Origin of the sequence: Streptomyces sp. NBRC 110028, assembly GCF_001417735.1 — a bacterium.
Lineage (GTDB): Bacteria > Actinomycetota > Actinomycetes > Streptomycetales > Streptomycetaceae > Streptomyces.
In genome coordinates, this window is the sequence record NZ_BBUZ01000023.1 from 202,065 (window position 1) to 223,222 (window position 21,158).

At 69.9% G+C, this 21,158-nt stretch carries 21 protein-coding genes and 1 pseudogene; 13 read left to right on the forward strand and 9 right to left on the reverse strand.

The window, feature by feature from the left end:
- Nucleotides 1-153: 153 nt before the first annotated feature.
- On the forward strand, nucleotides 154-1,395 hold the full coding sequence (locus ASC60_RS06005; protein WP_199830881.1) for an amidohydrolase family protein: 1,242 nt from the start codon (nucleotides 154-156) through the stop codon (nucleotides 1,393-1,395).
- Between the two features lie 262 nt (nucleotides 1,396-1,657).
- Here ASC60_RS06005 and ASC60_RS06010 read toward each other — a convergent pair whose 3' ends face one another.
- From ASC60_RS06010 to ASC60_RS06025, 4 genes are all read right to left on the reverse strand, one after another.
- Nucleotides 1,658-2,794 (reverse strand): methyltransferase domain-containing protein, encoded by a 1,137-nt coding sequence (locus ASC60_RS06010; RefSeq protein WP_055547551.1) that lies wholly within the window; start codon nucleotides 2,792-2,794, stop codon nucleotides 1,658-1,660.
- A gap of 245 nt (nucleotides 2,795-3,039) precedes the next feature.
- The gene (locus tag ASC60_RS06015; RefSeq protein WP_055547553.1) at nucleotides 3,040-3,243 is read right to left on the reverse strand and encodes a DUF397 domain-containing protein; all 204 of its coding nucleotides are present in this window, start codon (nucleotides 3,241-3,243) and stop codon (nucleotides 3,040-3,042) included.
- The gene (locus tag ASC60_RS06020; protein WP_055547555.1) at nucleotides 3,240-3,428 is read right to left on the reverse strand and encodes a DUF397 domain-containing protein; all 189 of its coding nucleotides are present in this window, start codon (nucleotides 3,426-3,428) and stop codon (nucleotides 3,240-3,242) included. Before ASC60_RS06020 ends, ASC60_RS06015 begins: the two co-directional genes overlap by 4 nt.
- 2 nt (nucleotides 3,429-3,430) lie before the next feature.
- Nucleotides 3,431-4,309, reverse strand: a complete 879-nt coding sequence (locus ASC60_RS06025) for a helix-turn-helix transcriptional regulator (protein ID WP_234356816.1) — start codon at nucleotides 4,307-4,309, stop codon at nucleotides 3,431-3,433.
- Between the two features lie 167 nt (nucleotides 4,310-4,476).
- Here ASC60_RS06025 and ASC60_RS06030 point away from each other — a divergent pair, with 167 nt between their 5' ends.
- The 7 genes from ASC60_RS06030 (at nucleotide 4,477) to ASC60_RS06065 (ending at nucleotide 11,479) form a co-directional block, all read left to right on the forward strand.
- Complete coding sequence (locus ASC60_RS06030) at nucleotides 4,477-4,911, forward strand: ATP-binding protein (RefSeq protein ID WP_055547557.1); 435 nt, start codon at nucleotides 4,477-4,479, stop codon at nucleotides 4,909-4,911.
- Nucleotides 4,912-4,988: 77 nt separating this feature from the next.
- A complete protein-coding gene (locus ASC60_RS06035; protein WP_055547559.1) occupies nucleotides 4,989-5,285 on the forward strand; it encodes a hypothetical protein in 297 nt (98 codons plus the stop codon).
- Between the two features lie 4 nt (nucleotides 5,286-5,289).
- A complete protein-coding gene (gene tgmB, locus ASC60_RS06040) occupies nucleotides 5,290-6,255 on the forward strand; it encodes an ATP-grasp ribosomal peptide maturase (RefSeq protein ID WP_055547561.1) in 966 nt (321 codons plus the stop codon).
- A complete protein-coding gene (locus ASC60_RS06045; protein WP_055547563.1) occupies nucleotides 6,252-7,442 on the forward strand; it encodes a methyltransferase domain-containing protein in 1,191 nt (396 codons plus the stop codon). The genes tgmB and ASC60_RS06045 overlap by 4 nt, the downstream gene beginning before the upstream one ends.
- A gap of 435 nt (nucleotides 7,443-7,877) precedes the next feature.
- Complete coding sequence (locus ASC60_RS06050; protein WP_055547565.1) at nucleotides 7,878-8,720, forward strand: DUF1963 domain-containing protein; 843 nt, start codon at nucleotides 7,878-7,880, stop codon at nucleotides 8,718-8,720.
- A gap of 252 nt (nucleotides 8,721-8,972) precedes the next feature.
- Nucleotides 8,973-10,931, forward strand: a complete 1,959-nt coding sequence (locus ASC60_RS06060) for a hypothetical protein (protein WP_159043209.1) — start codon at nucleotides 8,973-8,975, stop codon at nucleotides 10,929-10,931.
- The gene (locus tag ASC60_RS06065) at nucleotides 10,931-11,479 is read left to right on the forward strand and encodes a hypothetical protein (protein ID WP_199830882.1); all 549 of its coding nucleotides are present in this window, start codon (nucleotides 10,931-10,933) and stop codon (nucleotides 11,477-11,479) included. Before ASC60_RS06060 ends, ASC60_RS06065 begins: the two co-directional genes overlap by 1 nt.
- A gap of 370 nt (nucleotides 11,480-11,849) precedes the next feature.
- Here ASC60_RS06065 and ASC60_RS06075 read toward each other — a convergent pair whose 3' ends face one another.
- On the reverse strand, nucleotides 11,850-12,089 hold the full coding sequence (locus tag ASC60_RS06075; protein ID WP_055547576.1) for a hypothetical protein: 240 nt from the start codon (nucleotides 12,087-12,089) through the stop codon (nucleotides 11,850-11,852).
- Between the two features lie 344 nt (nucleotides 12,090-12,433).
- Between ASC60_RS06075 and ASC60_RS06080 the strand changes: the two genes are divergently transcribed.
- The gene (locus tag ASC60_RS06080) at nucleotides 12,434-13,078 is read left to right on the forward strand and encodes a dihydrofolate reductase family protein (RefSeq protein WP_055547578.1); all 645 of its coding nucleotides are present in this window, start codon (nucleotides 12,434-12,436) and stop codon (nucleotides 13,076-13,078) included.
- 56 nt (nucleotides 13,079-13,134) lie between these two features.
- Here the strand turns inward: ASC60_RS06080 and ASC60_RS06085 are convergent, their stop codons facing one another.
- The gene (locus ASC60_RS06085) at nucleotides 13,135-13,623 is read right to left on the reverse strand and encodes a carboxymuconolactone decarboxylase family protein (protein WP_055547580.1); all 489 of its coding nucleotides are present in this window, start codon (nucleotides 13,621-13,623) and stop codon (nucleotides 13,135-13,137) included.
- 149 nt (nucleotides 13,624-13,772) lie between these two features.
- Between ASC60_RS06085 and ASC60_RS06090 the strand changes: the two genes are divergently transcribed.
- From ASC60_RS06090 to ASC60_RS06105, 4 genes are all read left to right on the forward strand, one after another.
- Nucleotides 13,773-14,723 (forward strand): RNA polymerase sigma-70 factor, encoded by a 951-nt coding sequence (locus ASC60_RS06090; protein WP_234356817.1) that lies wholly within the window; start codon nucleotides 13,773-13,775, stop codon nucleotides 14,721-14,723.
- Nucleotides 14,724-14,984: 261 nt separating this feature from the next.
- Nucleotides 14,985-17,072 carry a bifunctional polysaccharide deacetylase/glycosyltransferase family 2 protein gene (locus tag ASC60_RS06095; RefSeq protein ID WP_055547583.1) on the forward strand — a complete coding sequence of 696 codons (2,088 nt, stop codon included), beginning with the start codon at nucleotides 14,985-14,987 and terminating at the stop codon, nucleotides 17,070-17,072.
- A gap of 146 nt (nucleotides 17,073-17,218) precedes the next feature.
- Nucleotides 17,219-18,646, forward strand: a complete 1,428-nt coding sequence (locus ASC60_RS06100) for an LCP family protein (protein WP_234356818.1) — start codon at nucleotides 17,219-17,221, stop codon at nucleotides 18,644-18,646.
- A 193-nt stretch (nucleotides 18,647-18,839) separates the two neighbouring features.
- On the forward strand, nucleotides 18,840-19,673 hold the full coding sequence (locus ASC60_RS06105) for a carbohydrate ABC transporter permease (protein WP_079038277.1): 834 nt from the start codon (nucleotides 18,840-18,842) through the stop codon (nucleotides 19,671-19,673).
- Here the strand turns inward: ASC60_RS06105 and ASC60_RS42635 are convergent.
- The 3 genes and pseudogenes from ASC60_RS42635 to ASC60_RS40595 form a co-directional block, all read right to left on the reverse strand.
- Entirely contained in the window at nucleotides 19,663-20,121 is a 459-nt protein-coding gene (locus ASC60_RS42635) for a hypothetical protein (protein ID WP_234356819.1), read from the reverse strand. The genes ASC60_RS06105 and ASC60_RS42635 overlap by 11 nt on opposite strands.
- Nucleotides 20,118-20,783 (reverse strand): hypothetical protein, encoded by a 666-nt coding sequence (locus ASC60_RS42640; RefSeq protein WP_234356820.1) that lies wholly within the window; start codon nucleotides 20,781-20,783, stop codon nucleotides 20,118-20,120. Before ASC60_RS42640 ends, ASC60_RS42635 begins: the two co-directional genes overlap by 4 nt.
- Nucleotides 20,774-21,158, reverse strand: a pseudogene (locus ASC60_RS40595) (hypothetical protein); the annotation flags it as partial. The gene ASC60_RS42640 and the pseudogene ASC60_RS40595, both read right to left, overlap by 10 nt.

Below are 21,158 nucleotides of genomic sequence, written 5' to 3' on the forward strand. Positions count from 1 at the left end.
CCATGACGCATGACTTAACTGTAACCGCAGTAGTCACAGTTTTCCGGTTGGCGCTCCGGGCTCCTCCCAGCTCCCGATGTCAGCGGCTCCACCGTCCATCCGCGTGCACCACGGCCCGGAACACCCACTCAGAACACACCAGGAGTAAGAGCAGTGCCCCAGGAATCCGAAGCACCAGCGAGCACCGAAGCCCGCGACCCCGCCACCTACGACCTCGTGATCAGTCGCGCACACCTCTTCGACGGCCGCCAGGCGCTCGCCGGTCTGTACGACATCGCCATCAACGGCGCGGAGATCGCTTCCGTCTCGGCGGACCCACTCAGAGGCACACAGGAGGTGGACACGGCCGGAGGATGGGTCATGCCGGGCCTGATCGACACCCATATCCACTTCTACGACGTGCACGCGGTCGTTGATCCGGATTCGATGCGGGGCTTCGAGGAGAACGAGCTTCCAGGAAGGCTCGGGCTGTTCCTCGACCACGGGATCACCACCATCAAGTCGGTGGGCGATCCGACGGGCGGAATCCTGGACACGCGGGCCAAAATCGCCGCAGGCACGCTGCGGGGCCCACGACTGCTGGCGACCGGTTGCGGTATCACCGGACGCGACGGGCATCCCGCCGCCACTGTCTTCAGCGGCAACCCCTGGGCGCGCGAGCGCTTCACAGCAGAGGTCGGCAGCGTGCGGCAGATCCGCGACCTGGTGCACCATCTCGCCGACCGCGAGGTGGACGCGATCAAACTCTTGTCGGAAGGCGCGTGCGCACACTCCGGCGGGCCGAAGTACCTCTGGCAGAATCCCGCCTTTCCGGATGGTGTCGAGCTGGAACGGCTCCCCCTCGATCTCCTTCGGGCGGGCATCGAGACCGGGCACGAGCGGGGCCTTCGGGTAACCGTCCACACCACCCAGCAAGCCGCGGCACGCGAGGCGATCGAGGCCGGGGCGGACGGCCTGGAGCACGGCGTCACCGTCGAGCCCCTCACCGACCACTCGCTCATCGACCTGATGCTCGAACATGACATCACCTACACGCCCACACTGTGGATCGACGATGCCCACCCGGACGCCCGCGGCAATCTCAAGAAGGTCGCCGAGGCCGGCGTGCACATCGCGCTGGGCAGCGACACCTTCAGCGGTCGGGGCCTGTTCGGAGCCAACACTCTGGAAGAGGCCGAACTCATGGTGGCGGCCGGACTGACGCCCACCCAGGTGCTCGCCGCAGGCACCAGCGGCGCGGCGCGGCAGTGTGTCCGCCCCGACCTCGGCACGGTGGCCCCCGGCAAGCGCGCCGACCTGCTCGTGCTGAACGCCGATCCCACCGCGGACGTCGGCAACCTTCGCGACCTCAGCACAGTGATCCTGAACGGCGGGCTCGTCGTCGACAAGCGCTAGGCGCGCGTGGCGGGACGGGCGGCTACGGGGGATGCATGTATAGGTGCTTCAGCGGCGCCGGCTTCACCGAAGATCTCCAGGACCTGGCGAGCCGGGACGAGACCCTTCAGCTCATCGACCTGGCACGGCTTTACCACGGGACGTGACGGCCCTGGGCTCCCTGCGGGCAGACGTCCGATTGAGCTGATTCCGGGACGGGGACACGCCATGGCGTCGGCGTGTCCCCGTCCCGGAATCACCTCAAGCCCCTGTTGGTCGCTGCTCAGCCGAAGAGCGGCCAGGACGGTCCACTCTCCCGAGTGCCGAGCCATGCGGTGTGCCCGCCGGGGGTGACCGTGAGACCGAAGTCGTGCACATGCGGACGTCCCGCGTCCTCCCACCAAGCCGATTCCGCCGACGCTTCGTCGAACAGGTCTCGTGGCCCCCACTGGTGCACCGCGTCGTCGTCGATGAGCGCCCACGAGTCCTCGCTGCACAGCCAATGGCCTGTGCCCGCTTGCTCCCAGTAGTGCACCCCCGGCAGACGCAGCCCCACCGCGAACCGGGCGTCATCGTCGCCCAGGAGGGCGGGGCGACTACCGAGACCTCGATGTCGGGCTTCCTCCCATGCCTCGTCCGTGAACATCTCCGCGAGGCGCGCCCGGTGTCGTTGTCCACGCAACGTCATGAACGTCACCGGCGTGCGGAACCGGCCCGAAGCCCGCCCGCCCCGAACGGTGAGCCGCACCATGCCGTGAGGGCACATCGCGGTCTCCCACGGAGCAACGATCAAGCCGCCCTCTGCCGTCTGCTCCACCCATTCCTGCGGGAGCCGCAGCAGGGAGGCCGTGGCCAGGACGCGATCGTAGGGCGCGCGGGAAGGCACCCCGCCCTCCCCGTCCGCGCAGACGATGCGCACGTGGCAGTCGGCGGCGGCGAGGGAAGCGCGGGCCTGAGCGCTGATGCGCGGGTCGATCTCCACGCTGGTGACATGTGCTTCCCCGACCAGGTGGGCCATGAGGGCGGCATTGAACCCCGTACCCGTCCCGATCTCCAGGACCCGCTGCCCGGGTCGGAGATCGGCGGCGGCCAGCATGAGGGCGACCACGCTCGGCCGGGAAGCCGAAGAGGTGGGTGTGGCCCAGTGGTCGTCCAACGGCTCGGGTGCGCCGTCGTCGATCTGGGTGACCACGGAGACGTCGCTGTAGGCCGCGGCCCACCAGCGGTCCGGGTCGCTGACCCGGTCCACCAGTACGTACCCGGTACTGGCGGTGCTGTCGTCCAGCCACACGCGATCGGGCAGGAACAGGTGGCGCGGCACCGCCTCGAACGCGTCCCGCAACCGGCCGTCGTCCAGGTAGCCGTCCGTGGCGAGCGTCGAGGCCAGCCGTGCCTGACCTTCGGCTTCAGTGGCGGTCACCTCTTGTCGCCGTTACCGCCGCCGTGTTTCGGTCCGGGCGCCGGCCCGCTCCCGTCCGGGGAGGGCTTCGGCCCGATGACCGGCCCTCCCGGCTTCGCATGCCCACCCCTGCCGTGCTGCTGAGCCCGCACTGCCTTCCCCTCTCCGAGACGGGTTCGATGAGAACGCAGATCAGTCTGGGGGACCCCAACTGCGCGTGTAAGGGCGAGAGGCCAGAACGCGCGCGCCCTGGGCAGGAGGTTCGCTCACGCCCGAGGGGCGGACACGATCCCTCCGCCGACGAGGGAGGCCCGGAACTCCGCCCAGGCGGCGGGGGTGAGGCGGACCATCGGCCCGTCGGGGCGCTTCGAGTCGCGTATCGCCACCGCACCGGGCACGTTGGTGGCCACCTCGACGCACTCGTGCTCGGGGTCGCTGTAGCTCGACTTGCGGAAATCGAAAGCTGTCACCGCTTGGCCTCCCCCGCAACCACGGCCTGGAAGTCCGCCCAAGCAGCAGGCATGAACCGGAGTATCGGCCCGTCGGGGCGCTTCGAGTCGCGTATCGCCACCGCACCGGGCACGTTGGTGGCCACCTCGACGCACTCGCGCTCGGGGTCACTGTAACTCGACTTGCGGAATGTGAAATCAGGCATGGTCACAGCTCTCTGCTGAGGCGGGAAATGAGTTCCAGGGAGTCGCGCTCATTATGGGCTCGCGTGGCGATTCTCTCGAACAACTCGTCGTACTGTGCAGCCGCTTCCCCACCTTCCACCCAGAGCCGGTTGAAAGGAACCTCCATGTAGACCACGTCCATGGCGCCCGGCTCGGAGAACGAGATGATGTTGAAGGTGCAGTTCATCCCGTGACGGGCTCCCGTGCTGAACGGGAGCACCCTCAAACTGACACTGGGTTTTCCAGCGACGTCGGCCAGATGGTCCAGCTGCTCCCGCATCACGTCCGCGCCACCGATCAGGTTCCGCAACGCGGCCTCGTACACCACCGCCCGCAGTGAGAGCTGCGGCGACTCATCGAGCCGCCGCTGGCGTGCGAGCCGCGCCGCCACGAACCGCTCGTGATCGCCACCTTCCGCCGATGGAGCGTCATCCCTGAGAGCCCGGATGTAGTCGGGAGTCTGCAGGAGTCCCGGGACAAAGGTGAGCTGCCATGCCTTGATGGCGGTCGCCGCACTCTCCAGAGCTACGTACTCCTGCATGTCCCCGAGGTTCGGGAACTCGTTCCACCAACCCTTCGCCTTGCGGCGCTCGCGGTCGACGCGGGCCAGCTCCAGCAGCCCGCCCACGATCGCCGGATCGCTCACGCCGTATAACTCGCACAGCGCACGGATGTCCGGGTCCCGCACCGGAACCCAGCCGCCCTCCATCTTCGCGACCTTGGTCGTGGAGCCGGTGAGGGCCTTGGCGGCGTGGGTCTGCGTCAGGCTCGCCGCCGTGCGGAGCTTGATCAGCTCCCCGCCAAGCCTGCGTCCCAGAACGGTCGAGGTGCTGTTGCCCTGCATGGGCTGACTCGTCGTCACGCGCACAGTCTGGCTGCCTCCCACCGCCACCGCAAACTAGATCGGGGGAATTCCTCCAAGAGGAACTTGTGCAGTTCTCGACACCAGGGCTACGGTCCGTGATGAACCGCTTGCACAGGGACGTCAGTTGGCGGACGTGCTCCGCCCTGCCCACCCGGAGGTACGCGATGGAACTCGCGCCCCAAGACCCCGTCATCAACGAAAACCGCGTCGACTACGTCCCGACACCGATAAGCGTGACCCGTGCCCGCCAGCACGCCGCCCGACTGGTGGCCGAGTGGGGCCACGCCGCCCTCGCCGACGACGTCGCGCTCATCGTTTCCGAGCTGGCGAGCAACGCCGTACGGCACGGCCGCGTTCCGGGGCGGCTGTTCCGCGTCCACCTCACCCTGATGAAAACCGCGCTGCGCATCGCCGTCTCCGACCCCAAGGGCGAACGACTCCCCCACCCCCGGCAGCCGTCACCCGAGGACCGGCACGGCCGTGGCCTGCTCATCGTCCGCGCGCTCGCCGCCCGCTGGGGCGTACGCGAGCGCACTGTCGGCAAGGAAATCTGGGCCGAACTCGACCTGACCAGCTCGCTCTCCACCGGCCAGTCCTGAAACAAGCCGTAAACGAGGCGAGCGGGGCCAAACTGGTTCTCGTTCCTTCGACCGTCTGAGAGGAAGGACACCACGCAGTGACCACTTTCGCGCATCCACAAGAGGCGTTTCCGCTCCTACCGCTCGGCGGACGGCTTCTCCAGAGTGACGAGGCGCCCTCGGGCTCCACCACGCGCCCGTGGATTCTTCGTTTCGCCTGTGTGCCCGACCGCACGCAGACGATCGAGAAACCGGTGGCTGTCTACGACGACGCAGCGCAGATGTCAGTCGGCCTCTACGACGGCCCGCTGCCGTACATGGCCACTCACAGTCCCACCGTTCCCGACGGCAACATGACCAATCCCCCTCCCCTCGATGAGGGCCCGAAGGATTGAAGTCATGCCCACCATCCTCGTGATCGCCGCCCGCGACGACTGGCCGACGGACCGCGTCGTGAACGTACTCACCGGCCGAGGGGCGCGGGTATTCCGGATGGACACCGCGGACTTTCCGCAGCAGGCCACCCTCACGGGGCGTATCGACGCCCGGCGCGGGTGGGCAGGCGGACTCGCCACACCTCATCGGGCCGTCGACCTTTCGGACATCGAAGCCGTCTACTTCCGCGCACCTCACCAGTTCCGTCTCCCGCATGGAATGTCCCAGCCCGAACGACGGTTCGCCGCGGCGCAGGCACGAGCGGGGTTCGGTGGGGTGATCACATCGCTCACGGCCCGGTGGGTCAACCACCCAGCGGCGATGACTCGCGCCGAGTACAAGCCGGTCCAACTCTCCACAGCCCGTGAGTGCGGACTGACCATCCCTCCGACCCTGGTGACGAACGACCCGGACGCCGTCAAGGCGTTCGCCGAGGACACACCAGGTCCCATCATCTGCAAACCCGTGGCCTCGCCGGTCTTCATCGAAGGCAATGAACTCAAGACCGTGTACACCCGTTGCCTCTCCCCACACGATCTGGTCGATCTGGACGGCATCGACGCCACCGCCCATCTCTTCCAAGCCTGGATCGACAAGGCCTACGAGGTGCGGCTCACCATCGCAGGCGACCGTCTACTCGCCGCGGAAGTCCATGCCGGCAGCGCCCGAGGGCATGAGGACTGGCGCAGCGACTACGGCTCTCTCACCTATCACCGGACCGACACGCCCGCCGACGTCGCCGATGGGGTGCGCTGTCTGATGGGCCGTCTGGGCCTTCGCTTCGCCGCCCTCGATTTCGTTGTCTCACCATCGGGAGCGTGGACGTTCCTGGAGGCGAATCCATGCGGCCAATGGGACTGGATCCAAGGCGCCACGGGTCTGCCCATCGCCGAGGCCATCGCCGATGAGCTACAAGGAGTCCCCGCGTGAGTGTCCCCAGCTTCGACGGCGCGTCAGCGCGACTGCATGCGCTGGTCGAAAAATTACAGCAGTCGGGAGCGATCTATTCGGCGGCCTGGGCCGAGGCGTTCGCGGGTGTGCCGCGCCACGTCTTCGTGCCCCAGTGGTACGGGCAGGAGACCGACGACAGGGGCATCACCGTATGGCGCCGGAACGACGCGGCCGACCGGGACGTCTGGCAAGCAGCCGTCTACAGCGACCAGACCCTCGTCACGGCACTCGATCCCGACACCGCCGAGCGCGTCGGCGAGCGCGCGTGGACCGGTATTCCGACGTCCTCCAGCACGTTGCCCAGCCTCATGGCGCAGATGCTGGAGGACCTGAGCGTGGCCGACGGCCACCGCGTACTCGAAGTCGGCACGGGCACCGGCTACAACGCGGCCCTCCTGTGCGCGCGGCTGGGCGATCGCCTCGTGCAGTCCGTCGACGTCTCCCCCGCTCTCGTCGAAGCCGCCCGCGGTCGGCTCGCCTCCGTGGGTTACCGGCCGCACCTCGCCGCTGGAGACGGGCAAGGAGGTCTCCTGGGGCGTGCCCCGTTCGACCGGATCATGGCTACCTGCTCGGTCCCCCGCGTACCTGCCGCATGGATCGAGCAGATCCGGCCCGGCGGCGTCATCCTGACCGACGTGTCCATGGGGATCGAAGGCGGTCTGGTCCGCCTGACCGTTGACAAAGAGCGACGCGCCACCGGCCACTTCACCACCACGACCGGACGCTTCATGCCCGCCCGCAGCGACGCCCATGCCTACCGGCGCCCCGAGCGAGCGCCGTACGCGCCCCGGGCCGGGTCCCGGCCCACGACCCTCACCGCTGTCGACATCCGCGAGCACTACCCGTTCCGGCTACTGCTCGCGTTCCACATCCCGGGCGCCGAGCTGGTCTATCACGTGGACGACGAAACCGGCGCCATGTCGCTCCAGCTCCAGCAGCACGACGGCGCGTGGGCACGCGCCCCCATCACCGGAGAACGCGCCGCAGGGCCCAGCGCCATCGTCACGTACGGCGGGAGCACCGACCTGTGGCGACAGGCAGAGCGCGCCTGGCGGTGGTGGAACGACCACGGCCGACCGGCGCAGGACCGCTTCGGCTACGCCCGCGAGGCCGATGGGCGCCACTATGCGTGGCACCTTCCGGACGGGCTCCGCTGGCCTTTGTAGACCTCGTGATCGCGGCTCCTTACCGGCCGGGCCCTGCGCCCCGTCGCGGAGGCGAAGCCCAGGAGCGGCGAGGGGGCATCGGGCCTCACCACGGTTCCGTGTCTGCGGGCGGGGCGTGCGCGAAGGGGAATGCCGGGCATCACGCGCCCCCGCAACGCTCCTGGTGCCACGGATGGTTCGAGACGGCATGTCTGGTGTGGTGGCGCGCGGGGGATACGTCGGGTGAACTGATTCGGCGGGCCGCCCACCCTCCTCGGAGTCGGCGGCCCGCCGCATGCCAGTGGTGCATGCCCCCGTGGCCGCCCATGAGTCCCCTCCGGGGAGGTTCCGGCCTCGGCCGACGCTGCTCAGCCGTTGACGCCGTCAGCGGGGTGGTCGACGGGGCAACCCGGCTGCGTCTCGGGGGTGTCACACGTGGCTGCTTGAATCCCTCGCATGGAACCGAACGCCACGCTCACCGCCCTGCGCGACTTCTGCGCCGAACGCCTCGGCGCAGACCTCGCGGACCGCTTCGTCCGCCTCGCCCGGCCGGGCTTCGCCCTCACCGAAGGCCGGCCGGGCGAGGCCGCCGGGCACAGTCGGTTCGGCGGGCGGGCGATGCTCGAACCGGGCACGGAATGGCCGGCCTGCGACGGCCTCCCGCTGAGCCTGCTCGCCGTCCTCGACACCGACGCCCTGGCCCCCTGGCTCGGCGACGTCCTCCCGGCCGGGACGGGCCTGCTCAACTTCTTCGCCCTCGACAGCGAATCCGAGATGGCCGACCCGGCCGCAATGGAACTGTCGCTCAAGTACGGCTGCCTCGCCCCGGAACTGGGGGCGGTGATCGCGGCCCACTCGACGCACGCCGTCGAGACGGCCCCGCCCGTCCGGTCGAGCGTCTTCGATCCGGTCCCGTGGGCGGCGGCGCCCGGCTTCGCCTTCCCCGACTCCTTTGATCCCGCCTGGGACGACCTCGACCTGGGCCCCGAGGCGTCCGACATGGCCAGGGCCATGCCCGCCCTGCACCTGGAGGGTCTGTTGACCGAGTGGTCGCAGCGGCCGGGCGCGCTCGACTCGTCGGAGGACATCGCCTTCGGCCGGCCTCAATTCCCCACCGGAAGCTCACCGATGCTGCCGAACCACGAAGATCCGAACCTCTACCACCACCTGCTCCAGCTGTCCGGGCAGGACCAGTGGTACATCGGCGGCGACGGCGGCTGGATGCACTGGTCGATCCCCACCGAGGCGCTGCGGGCGGGCGACTTCACCCGGGCGATCCCGACCCCCGACATCTGGTGACGGGAGAGGCAGAGCTCGGGCTGCGGGCCGCCACGCGACCATTTCTTGCAGGAGCGATTGCCTACGCTTCGAGATGCTCTCTATCTTGATCTCACCTACGTGGCTGAGGGGGGGCTACATACGGTGAACGGGCGGGCCCATGAAAACCAAAGACTCATCCATCGACGTGCGCCCACGATCATCAGTAGAACCTGCTACCTGTGCGCGGCTGTTCTTGCTCTTGCCACGCTGCTTGTCGTTCCCTTCCTCTCCGTGACCGCACCTGAGCCGACACCTGGTGATCACAGCGCGCAGCCTTCGTTCCCCGAAGTCTTCCTGCTGGACCACGCACTCGCGATCCTGTCTCTGATTCTGCTCTCGCTGGGCGCGCGCATCTCCCCGCCCATCGCCTCCCCGCGGCTCGCCAACGCGCTTGCCATCCGTCCCGTTCGCAAGAGGACGGATGCCCCGCCCAGCAGCATGCCGTTGCGGATGGTGGGGAGCGCCCTGATCTGGGTCAGCGCCTGCCTCTTGATCATGGGATTCCAGATGTCCATGGTCACTGTGCACACCGACTTCATATGGCTGGTCAACCTCGGCCTGGCGTTCTGCGCTTTCCCGGTCTTCTTCGCGGGATGGGCGGTGCTCGACGCAGCGAGACGCCCGACGAAGGCTGCTTCACGAGCGGCCTCCATGGTCGGCTGGACGTTGCATGCGGCCTGCTGGCTCTTCAGGGTGACCGGCGCCGCAGTGGCCGCCCTCTATGGTGTCTCGACTGCGATCACCTGGGTTCGGCCAGGCGCCGACCGCCCCTCATTCTTCATCGCTCTTGCCTTCTACATGTCGATCGCGGTCGCCGGCGCGATGCTCTTCCGTCTCGGGACGATCGCCAGGCATGCCGCCCGGCGTCACTTCGGACTGGCCACACCAATGACCTCGAAGGCCCTGCGCGGGGCCCACCAGTTCCGGGCGAGGTTTCTCCAGGTCACAAGCCTTGTGATGGGCGTGATCGGCACCACCGTGGCATGGGGAGGCCTACGTCTCACACTGGGTGACCTTGTGAGGCTTGCGTCATCTGCGCGTGACCGCCCCTCTCCTCACACACTTCTTCTCGACATCGCGATCGCGTGCCTCGGCGGCGCGGTCATCTGGACGGCACTGGCCGCTCGGCGAGCTGCCCGGCGATCACTCGGGCTGGACGCGCCTGCGGCCGGCCTGGCACCTCTTCCCCGAAGGCGTCGGGTCCATGGCTGGGCACTGCGGACAGCAGGCTGGGGGATGCGTCTCGGGGGCGCCGTGGTCCTCGTTCTCGCATTCCTGGGACTGAGGTTGGTAGGCAGTATTCCGGAACGGCCGGGGTATGACGGGCCGCCGTGGTACGTCCTTCTCATCGCGTTCCTCACGGTCGGAATCGCCGGTGCCGCGGTTATCCGATTCGCCTCCATCCCGGCGATGGCGGGGAATCGGTATCTGGCCAACATCATCACTTCGCCGACCGGCATGTCCGAAGGCTCGTACGTCCTCTATCTTCGCCCGTTCTCTCAGGACACCGGCGCATCCGCGCTCACGCCTCGTCACGCCAACCTGAACTTCTTCAACAACCCCGGCACGTGGATCGCGCAGTCCAACCGCAGCCACGAGGAGCGTCTCAGTGCCCTGTTCTCCGAATTCGGGCCGCTGCTGGCAGTCGGCAGCCCGGGTGAGCAGGTTCCGGGAGGGGCAGGGGCATCGCGCATGTACCTGCCGCTCGACGACTGGAAGGGCACTGTCGGCAGACTCATCGAGAACGCCGGACTGATCGTCCTGGGAACCGGCCCCGGGCCGGGAACGCTGTGGGAATACGCCGAGGTGCTCCGCCGAAGTCATCCCACGCGACTGGTCCTCCTGGTGACGGACCCCATCGAGTACCGACGCTTCAAGGCATCGAGCATCGCAGAGGCGGAAGGCGTGCTGTATGAACTCAAGGCCCGCTACGGCGACTCGTGGGAGACCCCTCTTCTGCCTGAATTGCCGAGCTACGGAACGTCTCGCGCCGACCGGGCATTCTGGTTCACGTCCATGGTCTACTTCACCGAAGACTGCGAACCGCACATGGTTTCTCTGAACACATCGACGGTGAGCGGAAATTTCCGGATGGACAACGCAGCCGTCAAGAGGCAGCTGAGGCCCCTCTTGGAAGAGTTACGAAACAGCGGACCAGGCGGATCACCCTCAGTGTCGGGGCAGACGTGATGACCGAGAACTCATGGCAGGGTGCGGCGGCGTTCCGGCAGGCGGATCCAGCAGTCCCTGAACAGCCGAACCCCGTGGCGGCACGGTCGCGGAGGCCGGACACCGGAAGGGACGCGGACGTCATCACCAGCTACACACTGGCGGTCGAGATGGCCGATCGCGTCTCGGCCCGACGCGGCGCCGCCAACAGCTTCTTCCTGGGCATCCAGACCACATTGCTGGCCGCTGTCGGCCTTGCCGACTCCACTGTCCACAACATCAGCTGGTACGCAGCTCTGTCCGTCACCTTGACCGGTTGCACCATCTCCGCTTTCTGGTGGCTGCAGTTGCGCAGTTACCAACTCCTCAACCAGGCCAAGTTCGAAGTCATCAACAAGCTGGAGGAGCAACTGCCCGCCAAGATCTACACCGACGAATGGACGAGCTTGAAGCAGGTTCGGAGATCGCGTCGGTTCAGGTATCTCGAATTGGGCACAACAGAGCGGTTCGTCCCCCTGCTCCTGGCGGCACTGCATGTCCTGCTCCTTGTGGGAAGGCTGAGCGGGTGACCACCTGCCTCACCGAGGCAGCCGAACTCATCCGGAGCCTGCGACCACCGCGCATGGGTGCCCTTCGAGGACCTCTCCGCCGATGTCCAGGCGCTGGATCAGGCATATGCCGACGGCTGGACGCGCTGGGCCGTGGCGGCCACCCAGGCCATCGCCCAGGCCGACGACGGCCACCGGCAACCTCGGCGAGGGCGCCAGGCACACCATGAAGATCCGCGTGGTCAAGGACGACTGGGAGTCCCTCACGCCGGTCTCGGTCACCGCGTAACCCCGGCGTCACCCGGCCCACACGCGCCCCTCCGCCTCCCCGGTGACGGGAAGCGGAGGGGCGTTGTGTCCCCCGAGGAAGAACGCGTGACGCGGGTGGTCGTCAGTCGGCGTAGACCATGCCCTTGTAGAGGCTGCCGGACTTCACGCACTTGTAGTCGTAGACGTTGGAGGCCGCCAGGTAGTAGTCCGCGTCTGCCATGCAGCGCGAAGAGGTGGAGTAGTACTGGCCCGTCGGCTGCCAGGTCGCGGCCGGGGCGGCCTGTGCCGTCGCGGGGACGGCGACGGCCGCCGCCGCGCCCATCAGGATCGAGGCCGCCGCCATGCCGAGCTTGCGGTTCATAGGTGGTTCCCCTTCGTTCGTGCCGCCGACCCGTGCCGGCGGCTGTGACAGAGAAAATCCGCTCCGGACCGGGCCCGTAAAGCGATCTGGCCTGTCCCGGACGCGGCATCCCCCGGGACCTGGGGGTTTGCCCGTGTCCCGGACACGTCCGGGACGGGCGGGTCAGCGCCGGGCGAACCATGTGACCGTCACTCCGCCGTCGAACGACTCACGGTCGGTCACCCGGGACGACGTGCTGGCGCGGGGGGGCGTACGCGTCGAGCGTGTCGTGGCGCTGTGAAGCGATGAGTTTGTGCGGTCCTGGCGGTCCAACCATCGTCGACATCCCACAGGAGGAGCGCGCCATGACGCAGCTGCTGCGAGTCCAGAACTTCACCGTCTCGCGGGACGGATTCGGTGCCGGTGAGCACCAGAGCCTGGAGAGACCGTTCGGCGACGCCGACCCCAGGGAGCTGATGGCCTGGGCCATGGCCACGGCGAGCTGGCCCGGGCGCACCGAGCCGGGCGGGAGCCGCGGGCTGGACGACTACTTCACGCGGGACTTCGCCCACGATATCGGCGCCGAGATCATGGGCCGCAACAAGTTCGGGCCGCAGCGCGGACCCTGGCAGGACCACGACTGGCGGGGCTGGTGGGGTGACGAGCCCCCGTTTCACACCCCGGTGTTCGTCATGACCCACCACCCGCGTCCCTCGTTCACGCTCTCCGACACCACGTTCCACTTCGTCGGCGGCGATCCGGCCTCGGTCCTCGCGCAGGCGCGGGAGGCGGCGCGGGGCAAGGACGTGCGGCTCGGTGGCGGGGTCAGCACCATCCGGCAGTTCCTCGACGCCGACCTCGTCGACACCCTGCACGTGGTGGTCGCACCGGTGGAGCTGAGGGCCGGGGAACGGCTGTGGGAGTCGCCCGACGAACTGCTGGACCGGTTCCACCTCGACGTCGTGCCCAGCCCGAGCGGGGTGACGCACCACCTGTTCTGGCGGAAGTAGGACGGGGCCCGGCCCCGGGGCCGTCGGCCCCGGGCCGGGTCGGGCGCGTACGCCGGTCAGCTGGTGACCGCGGCGGCGAACATGCCGGGCTCGTACGAGCCTCCCCGCTGGTGCACGATCACGGCGAGCCGGTTGGCCGCGTTGATCAGGGCGACCAGCGAGACCAGCGCGGCGATCTGATCGTCGTCGTAGTGCTCGCGCACCTGGGCCCAGGTCTCGTCGGACACGCCGAGCTGGGCGTCGGCGAGCCGGGTGCCCTCTTCGGCGAGGGCCAGTGCGGCCCGCTCGGCCTCGGTGAACACGGTGGCCTCGCGCCAGACGGCGACCAGGTGGAGCCGGACCGCGGTCTCCCCGGCGGCCGCGGCCTCCTTGGTGTGCATGTCGACGCACCAGCCGCAGCCGTTGATCTGGCTGGCGCGCAGCGACACCAGCTCCTGCGTGGACGTCGGCAGTGACGATTGGTGGATCACCAGGCCGGCGTTGGCGAACCGCTTGGCGAACTTGGCGGAGGTCTCGTTCTCGAACAGGTTGAACCGGGCGTCCATGGGTTCGTCCTCTCGCGTGCTTCTGTCGTGGTGTGGCGGTGGACGAACACCAGATGCCGACGGCCCGCTCCCTGTGACAGGGACGGCGGTGTGACGTGTGCCACCGGCCGGAGGTGTCACAGAGCCGCGACGACCGGCGTCTCATGCGCATGGCATCGTGGAGCGCGAAGAGGCGGGAGCAGCCGGTGGAGAGCGAACGCGCCGAGGACACGGCGACCGAGGTGTTCGTCGCCCATCGCAACCTGCTGTTCACCGTCGCCTACGAAATGCTCGGCTCGGCCGCCGACGCGGAGGATGTGCTGCAGGAGACCTGGCTGCGGTGGGCGGGGGTCGACCTCGGCACGGTGCGGGACCAGCGCGCGTATCTGGTCCGGATCACCACGCGCCAGGCACTGAGCCGGCTGCGTACGCTCGGCCGCCGCAAGGAGTCCTACGTCGGCCCCTGGCTGCCCGAGCCGCTGCTGACCGCCCCGGACGTGGCGGAGGACATCGAGCTGGCCGAAAGCGTGTCGATGGCGATGCTGCTGGTGCTGGAGACGCTGGCGCCGACCGAGCGGGCGGTGTTCGTGCTGCGCGAGGTGTTCGACCTCGGGTACGACGAGATCGCCGACGCCGTCGGCAAGAGCCCGGCCGCCGTCCGCCAGATCGCCCACCGGGCACGGGCTCACGTGGCGGCGCGCCGTCCGCGCGGAGCCGTCACCCCGGCAGAGACCAGGGTGGCGCTCGACGCGTTCCAGCGGGCGGCCGAGACCGGCGATCTGCAGGGCCTGCTCGACATCCTCGCGCCGGATGTCGTCTTCCTGGGCGACGGCGGCGGCATCAAGCAGGCCGTTCCCCGGCCCGTCGTGGGGGCCGACAAGGTGGGCCGTCTGCTGGCCGCCGGGCTGGGCCGGATCGCCGCCATGGGATCGCTGCTGCCCGCGCACGTCAACGGCCATCCGGCGCTGATCCTCCGCGAGGGCGACCAGGAGGGCCGGGACGGCACGATCGACACGGTCCTGGCGATGCGCGTCGACGACGGCCTGATCACCGGGCTCTACGCGGTGCGCAACCCCCAGAAGCTGTCGCACATGCGGGAGGAGAACGCCCTCCGCCGGTGAACGGGCGCCGCTGAACGCGGCGTATGGCCGGGCCGCCGACAGACGATACGTGATCGGGCAGCCCCCGAGGGCGGCGTCGGCGGATTCTTATCCGTTGCCGCCGGTTGGGCGGGGCCGCTGAGCCGCCCTCACTACGGTGAGACCGTCTGATGCCGCGCGGGGCCGCCCCTCGCGGCGACGGCATCCACCGACCCTCGACCGAAGACGTGCCACGGTGACCGTGGCTCATGCGACCCAGAACCCTGGGGGACGATCCAGCCGATGAGCCACCCGAGCCGAGGAGGCCGACACAAGCGGTCCCGTGACCCGCGCGCGCACTGGCTGCTGCTCTCGCTGAGCCTCCCCGTCATGTTCGGCCTGCTGATGTTCCAGGGCTGGACCACCCACGAGGTGGACGCCGCGAAGACGCGGCCCGCCTGCACCAGCCCCGTGCCGAAGGACATCGTCGGCGGCGGCCCGGTGGTGCAGATCAACAACGGGCAGGTGAAGACGGTGAGCATGCCCGCCGGAACGGTGGCGCTCACCTACGACGGCGGGCCCGACCCCCAGTGGACACCGCGCATCCTCGACCTGCTGCGCAGGCACAAGGCACGGGCGACGTTCTTCCTCTCCGGCGCCAAGGCGGCCGAGCATCCGGAGCTGGTGCGGCGGATCAGAGCCGAGGGCCATGAGATCGGCTCCAACACCTACACCGGCGCCGACATGGGCACATCGTCCCCCGTCCGCTCCACGATGGAGCTGTCGCTGACCGAGTCGGCGCTCGCGGGCACCGTGGGGGCCGAACCTCGGCTGATGCGGATGCCGCTGACCACCGACGTGGAGACACTGTGCGGCGTCGAGTGGCAGGCGGCGCGCCGCGTCGCCGCGCAGGGGTACGCGCTGGTCGCCGCCGACAAGCCGTCGAAACGGCCGTCGCAGGGGGTGGTCCGGCAGTTCCCGCAGACGGACACCGCGTACCAGCAGACCGAGAAGCTGCTGAAGAACCCCCGGGTGCGGAGGTTCACCACGGTGACGGGCGGGCTCGGGGTGCCGCCGGTGGAGACCCGGTCCTCCACCGTGGAGCGCTGGCAGGGCACCGCTCTGATCTCGCTCGCGGCCGTCGGCCGCGCCTTCGTGACCACCATGACGTGGGTGCTGGGCATCGCGGGCGCGCTGGGGGTGCTGCGGCTGGTGCTGCTCGTCGTGTTCGCCCGCGCCCACGTCCGGCGGCTCACCCGCTACGGGACCGGCGGAGCGCCGCCCCGGGTGGTGAACGACCCGGTGACGGTGCTCGTCCCCGCGTACAACGAGGAGGCCGGCATCGAGGGCACCATCCGGTCGCTGCTCGCCTCCACTCACCAGAAGCTCCAGGTCATCGTGATCGACGACGGGTCGACGGACCGGACGGCCGAGATCGCCGCCGCGAGCAACGACTCCCGGGTGCTGGTGATACGTCAGCCCAACTCGGGCAAGCCGACCGCGCTCAACTCCGGGCTGGCGCACGCCAAGCACGACATCGTGGTCATGGTCGACGCCGACACCGTCTTCGAACCGGACGCCATCCGCCAGCTCATCCAGCCGCTCGCACAGCCCGACGTCGGCGCGGTGAGCGGGAACACCAAGGTCGGCAACCGGCGCAGCCTGCTGGGCCGTTGGCAGCACCTGGAGTACGTCTTCGGCTTCAACCTCGACCGCCGCATGTTCGAGGTGCTGGAGTGCATGCCGACCGTGCCCGGCGCCATCGGCGCGTTCCGGCGGGAGGCGCTGATGGCCGTGGGCGGGGTCAGCGAGGACACCCTCGCCGAGGACACCGACCTCACGATGTCGCTGTGGCGGGCGGGCTGGCGCGTGGTGTACGAGGAGACGGCCGTCGCCTGGACCGAGGTCCCCACCTCGCTGCGCCAGCTGTGGCGGCAGCGCTACCGCTGGGGATACGGCACGCTGCAGGCCATGTGGAAGCACCGCCGTGCCGTCTTCTCGCTGGGCCCGGAAGGGCGCTTCGGCCGCCGCGGGCTGACCTATCTCGCGCTCTTCCAGGTCGTGTTGCCGCTGCTGGCGCCCGTGATCGACCTGTTCGCGGTGTACGGGATCCTCTTCCAGGACCCGACGGAGTCGGCCGGGGTGTGGCTCGCGTACCTCGGCATCCAGACGGTGTGCGCCGGATACGCGCTGCGGCTGGACGGGGAGCGGATGCGGACCCTGTGGTCGCTGCCGTTCCAGCTGTTCGTCTACCGGCAGTTGATGTATCTGGTGGTCATCCAGTCCGTGGTGGCCCTGCTGCTCGGGGCCCGGCTGAAGTGGCACCGGATGCAGCGCTCCGGGACGGCCGGGGAGACGATCGGCGGCCCGGCCGCGTACCAGAGAGCCTGACTTCACACCCGCGCCTCACATCGAGACATCTCGCATCAAGACGCCTCGCATCAAGACGCCTCGCGTCGAGACAACGAGCCGCCGCAGCCGTACCAGTGGTCAGCAGCAGGCATACGCACGTTTCCATCCGAAGGGAGGCTGCCCTCATGAGCGACAGGCGGGAAGGGTGGGCAGACGGCGAGCAGCAGCGGCAGGGGACGGCGGCGTACCTCCGGCAGCAGCCGGCCCGGCAGGCCGGGGAGGCGGGGGCGTCCGCCCGGGAGACGGCCGGCGCACGGACCGAGTCGATTCCCGTCGTGCCGCCCTCTCCCGCTCCGCCGCCGCCCCCGCCACCGCCCCCGGGCGGTGCCGGACCGGGATACGCGGCGACGCGCGCGGACATCCCCGCCCAGCGGGGCCGGTACGGGGACGAGGCTCAGCGGCCCCTGTTCCGGGACCAGTTCCGGGACGAGCCCGGAAACGAGTCGAGGGGCCAGTTCAGGGAGCAGTTCAGGGACGGGTTCAGGAAAGAGGAGGACGAGCCTCCCGTCGTACGGCGCCGCGCCCCCAAGGAGCCGCTCAGCCGGCGACGCCGCCTCACCCGCCTGGCGGTCGTCATGGTCTCGGCGCTGCTGGTCGCCACGGGCAGCACATACATCTGGGCCGACACCCAGATGAAGCGGCAGGTCGACCTCGACAGGGCCCCCAACCGCCCGCCGCTCGGCAAGGGCACCAACTACCTGATCGTGGGCTCCGACAGCCGGGCGGGCCTGTCCGCCTCGGCCAAGCAGAGCCTGAGCACCGGCTCGGCCGAGGGCGGCCGCACCGACTCGATGATGGTGCTGCACACCGGCGCCCACGGCACCACGATGATGAGCCTCCCGCGCGACTCGTGGGTGAGAGTGCCGACGTACATCCGCCCCGAGACCGGCAAGCGCTACGGCGAGGAGCAGAACAAGCTCAACGCGGCCTACTCGCGCGGCGGCCCCGATCTGCTCGTACAGACCATCGAGCGCAACACCGGACTGCACATCAACCACTACGCGGAGATCGGCTTCGGCGGCTTCGTGGACATCGTCAACGCGGTCGGCGGCGTACGGATGTGCGTGGACCGCGACATCAAGGACGAGAAGTCGGGCCTGGACCTGAAGAAGGGCTGCCAGACCCTCGACGGCGGCACGGCGCTCTCCTTCGTCCGGCAGCGCAAGCAGGAGGCCAACGGCGACCTGGGGCGCACCCGGAACCAGCAGAAGTTCCTGGCCGCCCTCGCCGAGAAGGCCGCCACCCCGGGCGTTCTGGCCAACCCCTTCGCGGCCTTCCCGACCGTCAGCGCGGGTCTGGACACGCTCATCGTGGACAAGAAGATGAACCTCCAGACCCTCATGTCCCTGTTCCAGGCGATGAAGGGCGTCACCTCGGGCGCGGGCAAGCAGCTCAACGTCCCGGTGTCCAACACCAACCTCAAGACCTCCAAGGGCAGCGCCGTGCAGTGGGACACCGCGCAGGCGAGGCGGCTGTTCGACCAGATCCGCAACGACCAGCCGGTGGACGTGCCCTCGTCGCTTCCCGGCCGCCCGGCAGCGGCGGCGCGGTAGGAGGGGCGGTGCCGCATTCGCGCGGCACCGCCGTCTTCCCCTTCCGGCCGGACGGACGGTTTGATGGACGGGACGCTGATCGACTGCGACGCTCGCAAGCGCGCGAGGAGGTCCGAGGTTGTCCGTGCTCTCCGCCCGCCCACGGTCCCGTCCCGTCCGGTCGCCCGGGCTCCGGTCGCCGCGCCCGCGCTCCCTGCGCCTCCGGTCGCCCCGGCTGCGCCGCCGGCTGGCGGCCGACGCCGCGCTGCTGGTCGTCGCGGCGGCCTTCGTCCTCCCGCTGGCCTGGCTGGTGCTCGCCTCGGTCGACAGCCACGCGACGTTACGGGTCTCGGCGCCCGGCACCCCGACGCTGGACAACTTCTCGGCGGTGTGGACGGACGAGATCACGTTCACACCGATGCTCAACAGCCTGGTGCTGTGCGGCGGCGCCACCGCGCTGACGGTCGCGTGCGCGGCGCTCGCCGCGTATCCGCTGTCGCGGTTCCGGTCGGGGCTGGTGCGCCCGTATCTGATGACCGTGCTGTTCACGACGTGTCTGCCGATCACCGCGATCATGGTCCCGGTCTACGGGCTCTTCGTACAGGTCGACCTGATCGACACCATGTCCGGCACCGTGCTCTTCCTCGCCGCCTCGCAGCTGCCCTTCGCGATCTGGCTGATGAAGAACTTCATGGACGGCGTGCCGGTCATCCTGGAGGAGGCGGCCTGGACGGACGGCGCGTCCTGGGCACAGAGTCTGACGCGGGTCATCCTGCCGCTGATGGGGCCGGGCATCACGGTCGTGACGATCTACAGCTTCATCATGATGTGGGGCAACTTCTTCGTCCCCTTCATGCTGCTGCTCTCCCCCGAACAACTCCCGGCGTCCGTCTCGATCTTCACCTTCTTCGGCAACCACGGGCAGATCGTCTACGGGCAGCTCGCAGCGTTCTCGATCCTCTACTCCACCCCCGTGGTGCTGCTGTACGTGCTCATCGCCCGGCGGCTGGGCGGCGGCTTCACGCTCGGCGGCGCCGTCAAGGGGTGACGGGCGCCGCGCAGCCGTGGTCTTCGGCCGAACGGGCCGCGAACGCCTTCAGCGCCGCGCGTTCGTAGCCGAGGTCGGGGCGGGCGCGGGCGTCGCCGTCGGCGTCGTCGGCGCGGATCAGGTACAGGGCGCGCGGAGCGCCGTGCGGGCAGTCCGCCCCGGCCCAGTAGGCGCTCCGGCCGAGCCGCCCGGCTGGGGTCTCGGCGGGGGTGACGCCCTCGCCGTCGTTACGGGTGTACTGGGCGCGGGCGTCCTCCGCGTACGGCCCGTAGTACGCGTCGAGCCGGTAGCGGGGCGAGCCGTCGCGGGCGCCGAGGGCGCAGATCTCGCGCGGGGCGTGGGCCCGGGCGGTCTCGCGGGCCGTGGAGACGGCGGAGCGGGCGGCGGTGGGGACGGTCGCGCAGGTGCCGGTGGCGCCGAGCAGCGGCTCGTACTCGTCCCTGTTCACCGGCAGGCCGATGCTGCGGACCGGCCTGCCCAGCCGGGCGCCGCAGTCCCAGCGGTCGTCGGCCCGCCGCGCGGTGGCGGTGGCGGTGCGGACGAAGGAGGGCCGGGTGGCGGGGTCGTCCAGGGTGGCGCCGGCGAGCGCGGTCCGGACGGTGTCAGCAGACTGCGGCCGCCCCGCACGCAGTCGAGCAGCACGGCCGCCGTCGCCTTGCCGTCGCCGGGGTCGCCCTGGCGGGCGTTGTCGGTGGCGAGGAGGCCGGACCAGCCGTGGCCCAGGGGGACGGGGAGGGTGTCGTGGGCGGGTACGGCGGTGTACGGATCGCCGGTCCCGTACTCGGCGCGGGGGCGCGGCGCCCCGGAGATGGTGACGTCGACGCGGCCCCTGTCCTCGGCGGTCACCTCGCAGCGCACCGCGAGGGAGGTGCCGCCGTCGCCGCCGAAGGTGCCCTCGGTGCTGCTGGTCACCTCCACGCCGCTGTCGCCGAGCACCGCGCGGACCTCGTCCGCCGCGAGCGCCCCGCCGCACGCCTCGTCCAGCGCCCGGTCGCCGCTGCCCGCGAACCAGACCACCGCGCCGCTGAGGAGGGCCAGCGCGAGGGCGGCCGCCGTGACGCGGCGCCGCCGCCGGGTGAGCGGCGGCCGGAGCCCGGTGGTCAGTGCCACTCCTCCACCTCTCCGAGCACCTCGGTATCGCGGCAACCCGCCGTCTTCGGCCAGCCGTCCTCGGCGCCCAGGTAGCGGGACAGCAGGGTGTGCGCGGTCCCGGAGAGCGCGGCGCGCCGCTTGGGGCCGAGCGGGACGGTCTCGCCGTCGGGTATGCGGAGCCGGGGCAGGACGGAGACGCGGTGGTAGGTGACCCGGCCGCCGCACACCGACCGGGCCCACAGGGCGAGTTGGGGGCGGGTGAGGTAGGAGGGGACACGGTCCACCCGGTCCCCCGCGCCGTCGTCCGTCCCCGCGTCGCCCGTGCCCAGGTCGTCCGTCCCCGCGTCGCCCGCGCCCGGGTCGTCCGTCCCCGCGTCGCCCGCGCCCGGGTCG

What these genes read in the sequence shown, in the direction of transcription:
- ASC60_RS06095 (WP_055547583.1), top strand. Translation starts at nt 14,985, where the DNA reads ATGAGCCACCCGAGCCGAGGAGGCCGACACAAGCGGTCCCGTGACCCG.
- ASC60_RS06020 (WP_055547555.1), bottom strand. Translation starts at nt 3,428, where the DNA reads ATGCCTGATTTCACATTCCGCAAGTCGAGTTACAGTGACCCCGAGCGC.
- ASC60_RS06075 (WP_055547576.1), bottom strand. Translation starts at nt 12,089, where the DNA reads ATGAACCGCAAGCTCGGCATGGCGGCGGCCTCGATCCTGATGGGCGCG.
- ASC60_RS06050 (WP_055547565.1), top strand. Translation starts at nt 7,878, where the DNA reads ATGGAACCGAACGCCACGCTCACCGCCCTGCGCGACTTCTGCGCCGAA.
- ASC60_RS06030 (WP_055547557.1), top strand. Translation starts at nt 4,477, where the DNA reads ATGGAACTCGCGCCCCAAGACCCCGTCATCAACGAAAACCGCGTCGAC.
- tgmB (WP_055547561.1), top strand. Translation starts at nt 5,290, where the DNA reads ATGCCCACCATCCTCGTGATCGCCGCCCGCGACGACTGGCCGACGGAC.
- ASC60_RS06080 (WP_055547578.1), top strand. Translation starts at nt 12,434, where the DNA reads ATGACGCAGCTGCTGCGAGTCCAGAACTTCACCGTCTCGCGGGACGGA.
- ASC60_RS06065 (WP_199830882.1), top strand. Translation starts at nt 10,931, where the DNA reads ATGACCGAGAACTCATGGCAGGGTGCGGCGGCGTTCCGGCAGGCGGAT.
- ASC60_RS06085 (WP_055547580.1), bottom strand. Translation starts at nt 13,623, where the DNA reads ATGGACGCCCGGTTCAACCTGTTCGAGAACGAGACCTCCGCCAAGTTC.
- ASC60_RS06090 (WP_234356817.1), top strand. Translation starts at nt 13,773, where the DNA reads ATGGCATCGTGGAGCGCGAAGAGGCGGGAGCAGCCGGTGGAGAGCGAA.
- ASC60_RS06100 (WP_234356818.1), top strand. Translation starts at nt 17,219, where the DNA reads ATGAGCGACAGGCGGGAAGGGTGGGCAGACGGCGAGCAGCAGCGGCAG.